This window comes from Rhodoferax sp. RT4P68, assembly GCF_056521305.1.
In genome coordinates, this window is record NZ_JBWMBB010000004.1 from 59,069 (window position 1) to 71,845 (window position 12,777).

12 protein-coding genes and 1 riboswitch are annotated in these 12,777 nt (G+C 67.3%); of the genes, 5 read left to right on the forward strand and 7 right to left on the reverse strand.

Going from position 1 to position 12,777, the window contains the following annotated elements; translation table 11 throughout:
* Positions 1–11: 11 nt before the first annotated feature.
* Together AC099J_RS09735 and AC099J_RS09740 are read right to left on the reverse strand one after the other, a co-directional pair.
* Positions 12–539 carry an N-acetyltransferase family protein gene (locus AC099J_RS09735; protein WP_479615048.1) on the reverse strand — a complete coding sequence of 176 codons (528 nt, stop codon included), beginning with the start codon at positions 537–539 and terminating at the stop codon, positions 12–14.
* Positions 536–1,126: a helix-turn-helix domain-containing protein gene (locus tag AC099J_RS09740; RefSeq protein ID WP_479615049.1), complete on the reverse strand. Its 591-nt coding sequence runs from the start codon at positions 1,124–1,126 to the stop codon at positions 536–538. Before AC099J_RS09740 ends, AC099J_RS09735 begins: the two co-directional genes overlap by 4 nt.
* A gap of 124 nt (positions 1,127–1,250) precedes the next feature.
* Between AC099J_RS09740 and AC099J_RS09745 the strand changes: the two genes are divergently transcribed.
* The 3 genes from AC099J_RS09745 (at position 1,251) to AC099J_RS09755 (ending at position 3,612) form a co-directional block, all read left to right on the forward strand.
* A complete protein-coding gene (locus AC099J_RS09745) occupies positions 1,251–1,664 on the forward strand; it encodes a CopG family transcriptional regulator (RefSeq protein WP_479615050.1) in 414 nt (137 codons plus the stop codon).
* A 16-nt stretch (positions 1,665–1,680) separates the two neighbouring features.
* The gene (locus AC099J_RS09750; RefSeq protein WP_479615051.1) at positions 1,681–2,805 is read left to right on the forward strand and encodes an extracellular catalytic domain type 1 short-chain-length polyhydroxyalkanoate depolymerase; all 1,125 of its coding nucleotides are present in this window, start codon (positions 1,681–1,683) and stop codon (positions 2,803–2,805) included.
* A 57-nt stretch (positions 2,806–2,862) separates the two neighbouring features.
* A riboswitch (FMN riboswitch) is annotated at positions 2,863–3,017 on the forward strand.
* 91 nt (positions 3,018–3,108) lie between these two features.
* Positions 3,109–3,612: a 6,7-dimethyl-8-ribityllumazine synthase gene (locus AC099J_RS09755; protein WP_479615052.1), complete on the forward strand. Its 504-nt coding sequence runs from the start codon at positions 3,109–3,111 to the stop codon at positions 3,610–3,612.
* 37 nt (positions 3,613–3,649) lie between these two features.
* On the opposite strand, the gene AC099J_RS09760 is transcribed toward AC099J_RS09755, so the two are convergent.
* From AC099J_RS09760 to AC099J_RS09770, 3 genes are all read right to left on the reverse strand, one after another.
* Positions 3,650–4,117 carry a hypothetical protein gene (locus AC099J_RS09760; protein WP_479615053.1) on the reverse strand — a complete coding sequence of 156 codons (468 nt, stop codon included), beginning with the start codon at positions 4,115–4,117 and terminating at the stop codon, positions 3,650–3,652.
* Positions 4,118–4,131: 14 nt separating this feature from the next.
* A complete protein-coding gene (locus AC099J_RS09765; RefSeq protein WP_479615054.1) occupies positions 4,132–6,621 on the reverse strand; it encodes a hypothetical protein in 2,490 nt (829 codons plus the stop codon).
* Between the two features lie 114 nt (positions 6,622–6,735).
* Positions 6,736–7,989 (reverse strand): MFS transporter, encoded by a 1,254-nt coding sequence (locus tag AC099J_RS09770; RefSeq protein ID WP_479615055.1) that lies wholly within the window; start codon positions 7,987–7,989, stop codon positions 6,736–6,738.
* A 136-nt stretch (positions 7,990–8,125) separates the two neighbouring features.
* Between AC099J_RS09770 and AC099J_RS09775 the strand changes: the two genes are divergently transcribed.
* The gene (locus AC099J_RS09775) at positions 8,126–8,944 is read left to right on the forward strand and encodes an AraC family transcriptional regulator (RefSeq protein ID WP_479615056.1); all 819 of its coding nucleotides are present in this window, start codon (positions 8,126–8,128) and stop codon (positions 8,942–8,944) included.
* A gap of 187 nt (positions 8,945–9,131) precedes the next feature.
* Here the strand turns inward: AC099J_RS09775 and AC099J_RS09780 are convergent, their stop codons facing one another.
* On the reverse strand, positions 9,132–10,853 hold the full coding sequence (locus tag AC099J_RS09780) for a hypothetical protein (protein ID WP_479615057.1): 1,722 nt from the start codon (positions 10,851–10,853) through the stop codon (positions 9,132–9,134).
* A gap of 125 nt (positions 10,854–10,978) precedes the next feature.
* Positions 10,979–11,962 carry a porin gene (locus AC099J_RS09785; protein WP_479615058.1) on the reverse strand — a complete coding sequence of 328 codons (984 nt, stop codon included), beginning with the start codon at positions 11,960–11,962 and terminating at the stop codon, positions 10,979–10,981.
* Between the two features lie 78 nt (positions 11,963–12,040).
* Between AC099J_RS09785 and AC099J_RS09790 the strand changes: the two genes are divergently transcribed.
* Positions 12,041–12,691, forward strand: a complete 651-nt coding sequence (locus tag AC099J_RS09790; protein WP_479615059.1) for a GntR family transcriptional regulator — start codon at positions 12,041–12,043, stop codon at positions 12,689–12,691.
* Positions 12,692–12,777 lie beyond the last annotated feature (86 nt).

The following is a 12,777-nucleotide window of genomic DNA, read 5'->3' on the forward strand; positions in this document are numbered from 1 at the left end:
CAGCCCCTGCCTCACAACTGCTTGTAGAAGAACGTCGTCGCGCAGGGCCCACCGCGCGGCATGAGGGCGTAGTTCGGGACCACGCCCACGCGCTGCCAGCCGGCGCGCTGGTAGAGCCTCTCGGCATCGCCCCCGGTCTCTGTATCGAGCACCAGCACGCTCTTGCCCTCAGCTCGCGCCGCCGCGTCCACCGCCACCATCAACCCCTGCGCGATGCCCTGTCGGCGCGCGTCGCGCCGCACCAGCATCTTGGCGACATCCGCGCGGTGTGCCTGGTTCTCGGGCAGCGCCAGTACCAGCTGCACCGTGCCGACGATGCCGCCGCCGGCGTCTTCGGCGACCAGCAACACGCGGTCCTGGCGCGCCACGCCAACGGCAACCATTTGCCAGAACGCCAGCGCCTTTGCGCGCGCGAGCGGCAGCATGAAGCTGACCGACGCCCCGCCTTCCACGCAATCGATCAACACATCGGCCAAGGCGTCGACATGGGCCATCGCTTCATCGCCGGTGAGGCGGCGGATCGTGAACTTGGCTGTCATGCGCTTCTCCGGGCGGGCATGTACGGCAGGCTCGCCAGGGCCACGAGATAGCGCGTGGGCTGTGTCAAGGGGTTGCGGTAGGCGATGGGGCAGTCCAGCCGCATCGCAAGGCAGTCGCCGCCCTCCAGCCGCCACGTCACGTCGCCCACGGTGATGTCCATCGCGCCCTCCAGGACCCAGATCTGCTGGTGGATGTCGGCCTCGCGCGCTGCCGTGTCGTAGGCAACCCGCTCACCCGCCGGAAACACGACTTCCACCAGTTGGAGCGGCGACGGCGCGGCGGGCGAGAGCTGGCGCCGCACGTAGCCCGAGGCCGGGTCCGTCCAGACCGCCTGGTCCCCAGCGCGTGCCAATGGCTGGGGCGACGCACGATCGGCCCCCTGCTCGTCAAACAACGAGGCCAGTGCGACGCCGAGGGCCGTGGCCAGTTTGTCCAGCACCACGGCCGATGGGCTGCTCTCGCAACGTTCGATCAACGATATGTTGGAGCGGCTGACGCCAGCGCGCTCGGCCAACGCGTCGAGCGAGAGGCCCTGCGCGTCCCGCAGGGCGCGCAGACGACTGGCGATTCGAGTGCTGATGTCCATGATTCCAGTTTACAGGATGTTTATTCCATTAAAACGGAAGATCACAGATTCGATCCCGCAATCGGCCGCAGGCTCTTGAAAGCATCCACCGACCATCCATATGGATGGTACAAGGATGATCTACATGGCCACCACCACTTCCACACCCCGCATTTCCGAGTCTGAAAAACTCACCCTCAACCTCGGCTACGTCGACCTCGGGCAGATCGATCTGCTGGTGGCCGAGGGTTTTTATGCCAACCGCAGCGACTTCATTCGCACGGCCATTCGCAACCATTTGACGAGCCACGGCGAGGCCCTGCGCCAGGTCGTGGCACGCAAGATGCTGGTTCTCGGCCTACAGCACTTCTCGGCAGACGACCTTCGGCGCGCGCAGGCGGCCGGCGAGAAACTGCAGATACGAGTGCTGGGCCTTGCCAGCATTGCGACGGACGTGCCGCCCGAGCTCGCCGCAGAGACCATCGATTCCATCACCGTCCTGGGCGCGCTGCACGCAAGCCCAGCCGTCCGCGCCGCCCTGGCCGGTCGCATCACTTAAGAACGAGTCCAACACCATGAAGCAATTTTTCAACGACATGTTCGGCGAGGCCACGCGCCTCACGCAAAGCGGTGACCTGATGGCCGCCACCGAAGCCATCCAGCGCGTCCTGCGCGGCGAGGCCGAAGCGCCCGGCGCTGCTGGCAAGGGCGTACCTGGCGGCTTCGTCATCGACGCGGAAACCCGCGTGATCGACGAGCCCGCCGCCGAGCGCGCCACGCGCACGGCCGAGCAGCCCGTCGAGCGCCCCACCCAGGCCGCCGATGCAAGCGTGGGTGAGCAATGGCTGAGCGGTCGCTTCGAACACCAGGGCCGCGAGCTGGCCTACAAGCTTTACGTGCCGCCCCGCGCTGCCGGCACCACGGAACCCCGCCCGCTGCTGCTGATGCTGCACGGTTGCACCCAGGGAGCGGACGACTTCGCCGCCGGCACCCGCATGAATGCGCTCGCGCGTGACGCCGGCATGCTGGTGGTCTACCCCGAGCAGATTCAGCATGCCAACGCGCAGAAGTGCTGGAACTGGTTCAAGACGCAGCACCAGGCCCGCGGCCGCGGCGAACCAGCGCTGTTGGCCGCCCTCACCCGCAAGCTGATGGCCGACCACCAGGCCGACCCGGATCGCGTCTACGTCGCCGGCCTGTCCGCCGGTGGCGCCATGGCCGACATCATGGGCCGCGCCTACCCCGATCTGTTCGCCGCAGTCGGCGTGCATTCGGGCCTGCCGGGCGACGTGGCCGGCGACCTGCCTGCCGCACTGTCCGCCATGCGCAGCGGCCCCATGCCGGGCGCCCGTGCGGGCAGCGGTGGCAAGCGGCCGATCATCGTGTTCCACGGCGATGCCGACAGCACGGTCCACGCGGCCAATGGCGAAGCCATCGTGCAGGCCACGCGCCGTACAGGCGTTGCCGGTGATGGCGCACCCGAGGTCGCGTCCGGCCGCGCGGCCTCCGGTCAGCGCTACACGCACTCCGTGCACCGTGCGGCAGACGGCACGCCGGTCGTCGAACATTGGCAGTTGCATGGCGCCGGCCACGCCTGGTCGGGCGGCAGCGCGCAGGGCAGCTACACCGCGCCCGGCGTGGACGCCAGCGCCGAGATGCTGCGCTTCTTCCTGTCGCACAAGCGTCCGCCGGCCGGCTGATCGCAATGGCGCGGAGCCTAGAATCCGCACAGCGCCGGCCTGCAAGGGCTGGCGCACAAGCGTTCTCAGGGCGGGGTGCAATTCCCCACCGGCGGTGATGGCGGGGCAACCCGCACAAGCCCGCGAGCGCCTTGCGCCCCGCGCGCAAGGGTCAGCAGATCCCGGTGCGATTCCGGAGCCGACGGTCACAGTCCGGATGCAAGAGAGCGCGATCGCCCAACCGGCGTGCGTCCCCATGGCCGCGCGCTGTGCCATGCGCTCGTGCGCCCTGATTCAGGCCAACCTTTCTGTACAAGGCACACCATGAGTCAGCTCAACGACCTTCCTCTTACCACCCGCGCCGGCTCCGACGCCCGTCGCATTGCGTTCATCGAAGCGCAATGGCACGCGGACATCGTCCATCAGGCGCGCGACGCCTTTCTCGCTGAAATGGAGCGCCAGGGCGTGCCGCGCGAACGCATCGACGTGATCGACGTGCCCGGCGCGTTCGAGATCCCGCTGCATGCCAAGCGCCTGGCCGTGTCGGGCCGCTACGCCGCCGTGGTCTGCTGCGCGCTGGTGGTCGATGGTGGCATCTACCGCCACGAGTTCGTGGCCAACACCGTCGTCAGCCGCCTGATGGACCTGCAGCTGGAAACCGGCGTGCCCATGCTGTCGGCCGTGCTCACGCCGCACCACTTCCACGAGCATGTGGAGCACCGCAAATACTTCCACGCGCACTTTGCCGTCAAAGGCACGGAGGCTGCCGACGCCTGCGTGAAGACCATCGCCAGCCTGCAGCGCGTGGACGCGCTGGCCGCCGCCTGAGGCGACCATCGGCCTGATGGGCGGCCCCCGCCACAGCTCAACCCTTCGGATCCAGGGACGGCTTCATGCGCACGTCCTTGCCCGGCTGCCATGTGTCGTCACCCTTGCGCCGTGGCAGGCGAAAGTCCACGGTGCGGCGATGGGGATGCCAGGGCATGAGATGCGGGTCCACGTTCTGGCAGCGGATCACCACGTCGTCGAAATCGTTGTCCGCAACGTGCAGCCAGTTGTCGTCCACCCCCAGCACGACGACCAAGCCCGTGTCCACATTGAAGGTGACCGAGCGCCGGACCACGCGGCTTGGCTGCCAACCCGAATCGACGTTGTTGTTCCATTCAAGCGCCAGCGTCCACTCGGCGCCTGACACCTGCAGGCGCGGGCTGCCCAGGTCGGCCGCGTAGACGCCATCCGCCCGATCCGAGCCGCTGACGAGGCAGCGCTGGCTGAACCAGGCGTCTTTGCCCACGACGTCGATCCACCAGCTTCCATAGAAGGTTTGAGCCATGTTGTGCCCCGTGGCTAGACGATGAACACCGTGCGTGAAGCGGTGGCGATGCGCTGCGCGGCGCCGCTTCCCAGTGCGAGTTCCAACACCACCGTCCACGTGCCCGCGCTGGCCACGCGCTCGGCCAGGCTGCCAGCCAGCGGCAACCCCGCGTGCACCCACGACGCGCCGGCCGGCGAGACGGTCCGCACAGACAGCTGGGTGGCGGCCGGGTTGTCCTTGCAATCCCAGCCGATGTCGATCGAACGGCCCGTGCCGTCGCCACGCGCGTCGAACGACCAGACGATCGGCATGACGATCTCGAGCCCGGCGCGGCGGCTGAAGGCGCTGGAGAAGCCATCCAGCCGGCCATTGGCCGTCAGACTCGACAACGCCCTTCGGAACGGGCCAAGTAGCCCGCCCGGCACCGCGACCGAGTCACCGAACAGGCGCTCGGTCTCAGCTGTGCCCGCCGTGTGCCGCTGGCCCCAGTGCAGCGCCCCCTGGAAGTTCGGGTCGTTGGCAACCGTCAAGGCAAAGTCGATCAGCTCGGTCGTGCCGCGCACGTCGCGCAGGCCGGCCACCTCGACCGCGCAGACGATCTGAGCCGGTGCCGCACCCGGCCTGAAGCGGCGCTGCATGCCGACGAAGGCCCGCGTCGGCCGCATGAAACGCAGCGACGCATAGCCCACGAACGCCGCACCCGACGCCATCTCCTGCGCGATCTCGAACGCCAGCACCGCGTCGACAAAGGCCACCAGCATCGGATCGGCAATGTCGAAAAACACCTCGATCGAATCGACGTTGAAGTTGCAGCTGCGATCGCGGTAGTCGTGGCCATCCATGACGGCGTAGCTGATGGCGCCGAAGTTATGGTTCTTCTGCTGGTCCTTGAAGGTCTCGAAGACGATCATTTGCCAGGTGAACAGGCCGGCCAGGCGCTCGGCCGGGTTCGGGCGCTCCAGCAGCGTCGCGCGCACATCGTTCATCACCTGGCCGAAGCGATCGCCACCGGCGGATGCGGCCGCAGCGATCAATGCCGCCAGCGCCAGCAGCAGGATGGCGAACGCTGCCAGCAGCGCCAGCAGCGGCGCGACACCGGGAATGACGGCGCCAGCCGCTGCGACTGCAGCGATCGTGGCGCCGATGGACGCGCCGTTGGTGTCCACGAAGTCTTTCACCTGCTGCGCCACGTTGGTGAGCACGCCCATCACGAAGTCGCCATTCGTGCAGGCGGTCTCCAGAAAGTTGGGCGGCAACGCGGCGCCCGGCATCGATGGGTCCGGGCTGTAGGCGAACTCGGTACCGGCCATGGTGAAGGCTGGCGACATGCGCGTGCCGTTCACTACCGGCGGCGCAGGTTGCACCACGTCGCCGCGCCGCGCCCGTCGCCCGGCAGGCAGCACGGGCGAGGCCGTGGTGTCGCTCACGAGCGCGGTGTTCCAGCGCTTGGTCACGCCCGCCAGGTGGCGCGAGAAGTTCGCGTGGGGCGTCAGCGAGACGGCGATCTGCAGAAAGCGGTTGCTGCCCCCGGTGCCGGCCGGGTCGATGATGTCGCGGTACAGCGCGCTGGCCGGGTCGCTGATCAGCCCCTTGATCTCTTCCCAGGTGATGGGCGAGCCGTTGGCCCCGGTGATGCGGCGCTCCTGGTGCAGGCAGTACTGCGGCACGGCGGCCAGCACGACGGAGTAGACGATGCCGAAACGCCCCGCGCTGATCAACACCGCGTTGAACAGCGTGTCGTCGTAGTGCACGAAGAAATTCCCCGGCCCGCCAAACTCGCTGGCGCCGTAGAGCGCGACCAGCGCATCGCGGTCGGTCAGCCGGGCGCCGACCACTGACGGGCTCTCCGGTTCGATCCAGTGGTGCTGCCCGCCATCGGTGACCAGGTGCATCGCCAGCACGCTGTCGGCAATGGGCGGCAGCTCGAAATCGCCGCCGTGCGTGCCCGTGTGCAGCGCGCCGAAGACCGTCTGGCCACCCGCGCCGCCCAGTGTGCGAAAGCCCCAGGGCGTGGGGTCGCCTTTCGGTCCCAGGTACGCAGCGTTGCCGAACTCGTCGTTCAACTCGGTGGCAAGGCTTTCCGGGACGGTGTCGCCTGCGTCCAGCTCGCTGTAGGCCTGGTACACGCGTTTGCCGGTTTCGAAATGGATCGGGTAGAGGTGCTCCGGCGGGTTGCCCGCCACCCCGCTGAACGGCGTGGGTGCGAGGCTCGCCAGCGCGGCCTTGAACCCATGCGACAGGCAACCGGGCACGACGTTGTAGAGCGTGCGGTCCATGGGCGCGTGGCGGCCGGTCGGGTCATGCGTCTCGACGAACACCGCATCGCTGATCGCAGCCTCCGACAAGGCCCAATGGCTGCCGGCCGCGCGGATGCGCTCGTGCGGCTGGCGCGTGCGGCAAATTTCGATGCACTCTTCCAGGTTGCGAGGGTAGACCGTGCGCGGCGCGCTCGGCACCACCGCGATGGCGACGTCGTCATGCTTGCGGGTCCAGGGCTGCGCCGCTACTTCGTCAAGTGCCATCGCCATGCTCCTCAGCCGGCGCGGGTCGCACCCCGCCCAGCTGTCCTGGCATTGTGCGCATCCCTCTGCGGCCCGGCATCCACCAGATGGCGGATGCGCTGGGAGGCCCGTGCGTCAGGCGCCGACCGCCGTCGGCGCCAGGGCCGTGCGGCGCACGCGGCCGACGTTGAAAGCAGTGCCGATCAGCACCGCCTGCACCAGCGCCAGGCCGATGAAGACCGCGCGGTACTGCTGGTGGTCCATCAGCGTGCCGAACACCAGCGGCGCAATCGCCTGGCCGATGTCCAGCCCCGCATAAACCACGCCATACACCCGCCCACTGGCGTTGGCCGGCGTGGCACGCTTGACGATCATGTCGCGCGACGGCCCGGCGATGCCGGCCCCCAGGCCCATCAGCCCGAACATCACCGGCACCATCCAGGCTGACAGCTGCAGCAGGCCCAGCAGCAGCGCGACGCAGGCCGAGAAGCCAAAGCCGACCGCCACCAGCTTCTCGCAGCGCGTCGGGTCCGCCGCCAGGAAACCACCGGCCACCATGGCCCCGGCGCTGCAGAGCATGTAGACCGACACGCAGAGCCCGGCCGTGGCCAGTGGCACGGCGTGCAGCTCGCGCGCGGCGCCCGGCGCAAAGGCCTGCACGATGCCCAGCGCAATCGCGTAGAAGAAAAAGAACGTGAAGCACATCCACACGGCGGGAATGCGCAAGAAACTGAAATTGCCCTCGGGCACCGCGCCGGCTGCGGGCGCCTTTTCCAGCGCAGGCGCGACCAGCGCCAGCTTGTCGCGGTGGAACAGCAGCAACAGCAGCACCGCCACCGCGAATGCCCCGGCACACGCCAGCGCCACGCGCCAGGAGCTGAGGATCGTGATCGGCACCAGCATGGCCGGTGCCAGCGCCCAGCCCAGGCTGCCGGTGATGCCATGCACGCTGTAGGCATGGCCCAGCCGCTTCGCGCTGACCTTGCGGTTCAAGAGCGTGTAGTCGACCGGATGGAACACACCGTTGCCCACGCCCGCGACGATGGAGAACATCGCCAGCATCCAGTAGCTGCTGCTGGCCGCATAGCCGAAGGCCGCCGCCGCCAGCAACGCCAGGCCGCCAAACAGCACGGGCCGCGGCCCGTAGCGGTCGACAGCAAAGCCCGATGCTGCCTGCACCACGCAGGACGTGACGAAGAACAGCGTCATCAGAAAGCCCAACTCGGCATAGCTGACGTTGAACGCGTCCTTCAGCCAGGGAAAGAGCGGCGCCAGCAGCAGCTGGCTGAAGTGGCTGACCAGATGCGCGATGCCCACGAGGCCGATCACGCCGGCGTCTTGTCTCAGGGGCACGCTGCCCGCAGGCGCTTGTGCTGTTGTGCTCGTCATGGCGCGCATCGTAGTATCGGCATGGCGTTTCCGGAATGCATGGATGCGCCATGATTCGTCGAATTCCCGCCATGCGCGTCGCCAGCTGATCGGGCACCCGAGGACGGGTGCGACGCAGCTGCGGCGCTATGAAGCCATGCCCAGCACCCGCCGCCCTATCTCCACGCCGCTCGGCGACACCGACTCCTACACGCCCAGTGCAGCGCGCCCGGTGCGTGTGCGCGCGCGCAGCATGCCCACGGACACGCACTTCGACCCGCACCGCCACGCCTGGGCCCAGCTGGCCTACTGCGCCAGCGGCATCGTGCGCGTGAGCGCCGTGCAGCACGAGGCCGCGCGCGACGAGGTCACCTACATCGTGCCGCCCTCGCGCGCGGTGTGGATCGCGCCGGGCGCATTGCACTGCATCGATGTGCTGGAGACGGCTGAATTCCGCACGCTGTACATGGACGCCAGCGTCACGCCGGCCGGCTGGCAGGGCTCGCGCATGCTGGTGGTCTCCCCGCTGTTGCGCGAGCTGGTGCGCGCGCTGGACGCCGCGCCAGACCCGGCACGCGAGCAGCTGCTGACCGGCCTGGCGCTCGATGAGATCACGCATGCCGATGTGCAGGCGCTGGCCGTGCCGCTGCCCCACGCGCAGCACGGCGACAAGCGGCTGCGCGCTCTGTGCGAGGCCGTGCTGCGTGCGCCAGGCGAGCGCAGCACGCTCGCCCAATGGGCGGCCGGCGTCGGCGCCAGCGAGCGCACGGCCGCGCGGCTGTTCCGTGACGAACTGGGCCTGGGCTACCAGCAGTGGCGCCAGCAGGTGGCCCTGGCGCACGCCCTGCCGCTGCTGGCCGGCGGCGCACCCGTCAGCGCGGTGGCCGCTGCCAGCGGCTACACCAGCGAGAGCGCGTTCTCGGCGATGTTCAAGGCGGCGATGGGGCAGCCGCCGAGCAGTTTCCAGGGGCGTTGAGTACCGCACCGCCGCCTACATCCTGGACGACGTGCAGCTGCCCGGCCTGATTGCCACGGCACCCAAGCCCGAAGAGTTCAAGATCCTCACGCGGGAAAATGCCGAGCTGCCCAGCGCAAGCGGAACCGCGTCCACCCTTGCCGCCCCGCTCGCTCAAGGGGGCGGCAACCGCTCCGACGCTGAACGCCTACTTCGGAGCGAACGTCACGACGCCATCATCGGCAATGACGACCGGCCAGTCCGTCACCGTGATGCCTTTGAGCGTCACGCTGTTGGTCGCCGCGCTGTTCGCCGTGACAACCGCGTCCGAGGTCGAGTACACACGCCCGTCCATGAGATCGACGTACTTGGGCAGTCGGCCTGTCGCGCTCAACTGTGCGAAATGGAAGTTCTGGCACTTGATGTCGATCTTCGCAGGCGGCAGGTCGTAGGGTAGGTCTTTCCCACTGCTCACCCAGATGGCCAGCAGGTTGCGCGTGACCCCCTTGTCTTCCTGCTTGTAGGCATGGATGACGACCGTGGGTGACGTCACCACCGCGTCGCCCGGGTAGGCCACCGTCCCAGTGCACGCGACGGGCTGCACGGCGGGCGGCGCGACGCGTGCTGGGGTGACGGCCATGCGGCTGTCGAAGATCGACGTGATGTTCTGGTAAGCACCATAGGCGATCTTCTTCTCCTTGACAGTCTGGTCGCCGTTGGCAAACGGTGTGTCCAGGTTGGCGTCCCAGGTGCCAGTGCGCAGCAGGCCCTTGTTGTTCTTGGCGCTGTCGTAGTGCATTTCCGTGATCGAGAAGATGCTCGTCTCGAAGCCTTTGTAAAAGTCACCCAGCGCACGGCGCATGTTGTTCTTGGCCTGGTTCTTTTCGTCCCACTTTTCAGACCCAGGGCCGCAGCTCGCGAAATACAGGCAGGCACCCGAGGGCATGCCGTTCTCGTCCTGCCGCACCTTGTATCCCTTGGCCAGCACCGCGTCGCGGAAGTTCCGGTACCCGGCGAACTCATGCTCCGGCAACTGCCAGTACGGGTGGTATCCCACCGACACGTCGCTGTCCGGAATGCTGGGGCCCTTGTTGAGTGCGAAGTAGTCCAGCAGCGTCTTCGCATACGGGAGCCCGCTGGTCGGGCTCGTCCCCAACACGCCGGCCGTGAAGTTCCCGATCGTCAGCTTGGCGGTCGGTTGCACCGCCTTGATGGCCTTGGCGACGTCGACGGTGAACTCGGCGAACGCGTTCACCTCGACGTGGCCATTGGGTTCATTCCAGATCTGCCAGTCGGACACCTGGCCCTTGTAGCGGCCGACGATGGCCGTCACGAACGCCAGGAATCGAGCGCGACCCTCGCCGGTGGGCACAAGCGCGCTGTTGAGCCCGGTCTGCCCGCAGTTCGAGCAACCCGGGCGTTCGTTGCCGTAACCGAGGAAGACGAAGGGCTGGACCTTCTGCGCTGCCAGGCCGTTGATGATCTTGTCGAACTTGGTCCAGTCGTAGGTCGCAGGCGTCGAGATGACCTTCTCGATGTCGTGCCAGCCCGATTGCACGCGTACCTTCGTCACACCGAGAGGGGCGATGTATTCGCCCCAGTTCTCGTAGTAGCTGAAGTTACGGTCGGTCGTTTCACCGCCGACCCCGAACGGGTTGGTCAGGCCCGCCGCGCGCAATTCGCCCGTCGTGCGGGGCTTCACCCGGCCAACGTGCACGAAGTTGGGGTCGGCCAGAGGTTGCAGGAGGTTGTACTCCGCCGAGTCGGTGGCGAGGATCTTTTTGGCCGCATCGCTCAGGGGCGGATCGACCGGCTCCTCCTGCGCAGTGGGCGGACCTGCGAGCCCGTCATCGCCATCACCCCCGCCGCCACAACCGGCGAGGAGCGCAGAAAGGGAGAAACCAAGTAAGACCAGGATGCTTTTGTTCACGGTGTTGTCTCTGAGTTTGAAATGAATCGGTCGTTTGCCGCCTACCCGATCAGGCAGCGGGGTCCAGGCACGCGCGACCGAACACGCATGGCCTCCAAAGCAGGCTGTGCTCGGCCGCAGCGTCGTCAGAAGTTGTGCTTCAACGTGAAGTCGAGCAGCGACGTGCGGGTCAACGAACCCTGCTTGGCGCTGCCCACGTTGGCCAGCAGCGACGTGCGCTTGGACAGCGCATGCTCGTAGCCGAGGCCGAAGCGTGTGTTGGTGTTGTTCATACCTGCCAAGTCCAGCCGGGACACGCCCAGCTTGATGGCATGCGGGCCGACGGGGATGCGCCCTGTCACCGAGATGTTCTTGTTCTTGCCGGCGGGCGCCACGGTGGCGTGCGACAGCGTGACGCCCACGCGCACCACACCGAAGTCGTAGGAGCCACCCAGCAAGAGCAGCTTGCGATCGGCGTCGACGCGATCGAAGGCTGCGGCGAGGTACACCGGGCCGGACGCGTAGGCGATGTTGCCGCCGATCGAGTTGGAGCGGACGGCCTCGCCAAACGAATAGGCCACGATGCCCGAGACGCCGTGGAACGTGGGCGACTTGTAGCCCACGGTGTTGTTGCTGCGGATGCCGCTGTCGGGCACCGTGTAGTTGGCGAACTGGTGCTTCGATCCGGGCGTGCCTACGGTGTCGAACCCCCACGGATCCAGCCGCAGTGCAGGCCAGAAGGCAGGAATGTATTCGCGGCCCATGTACACGGCGCCTGCTGATGTCGATGCCAGTTCCACAAAGGATCGTGCCTGGAAGAACGGCGTTTCGGGCACGCCGGAGCGAGCGTCGAACCGCGCTTCCATCTGAAAGTTCGCTCTGAGGCCACCGCCCAGGTCCTCCGTTCCGCGAAAGCCCAGGCGCCCTGCCGAACCTTGCTTCTGTTGCCAGCCTTCCCCTGGGGGACCGACCCGGCCGTTGCTAGCGTTGATAGGCGTCGTGCCACCGGACTGGTAGCCCATGCCCACATCGACGCGGCCATACATGGTCACCGATGACTGGGCGTACAGGGCGCTGGAACAGGCGCAGAGCGCGATGGCAAGAAAGGGGCGAGGTAGGTGGGGGTGCACAGGTGGGTCTCCAAAGTCATCGTTGGGGTCGTAGATTTCATATTTTATAAAATCTGGAACCCAGTATATGATCCAACCATGGAAGCAATCAACACCCCCACCTACATGCGCCTGCGCGATCAGCTGAGAAGCGACATCGTGGCGGGCATCTGGCCCCTCGGCTCCCACGTGACGCTGGCCGAGTTGGCCGGGCATTACCAGGTCAGTGCCGCCCCGGTGCGCGAAGCGTTGCTGCAGCTGCAGGGTGAAGGCGTCATTGCCATGCGCATGAACCGGGGCGCGGTAATACCCACCGTGGATGCGAAGTTCATCGACAACCTGTACCGCGTGCGAGGTGCCATTCAGGCCATGCTGGCCCGCGAGGCGGCCAAGAACGCGACCAAGGCCGATATAGAGCGGATGCGCATGCTGGCGCAGGCGCACGCCGATGCGTCGCGCAGCGCTGATGTCGCGGCCTGCGTGGCTGCAAACCGAGCGCTGCACCGCTGCATCGACGAGCTGGCCGACAACGCGTTGGCCCTGGACATGCTGGAAGGCCGCTCCAGCCTCGTGGACGCGTTTCGCCGCAGCAACGGCTACGGACACGGGCGTCTGGAACTGGTGCACAAGCAGCACCGAAAGCTCATCGATGCGATTGCATCGGGCGATGCCGACAAGGCCGCGCAGGTGTCGCTGGAGCACACGGAGTCCTCGCGCATCGACCTGATGCACAAGGCGTCGACCACCTGAAGCACCAACCACCCACGCGAGCCGCCATGTCGCAACCAACGTGCATGCACAAGGCCTTCGCTCCCCCCACGTGAGCAGCCTGATTC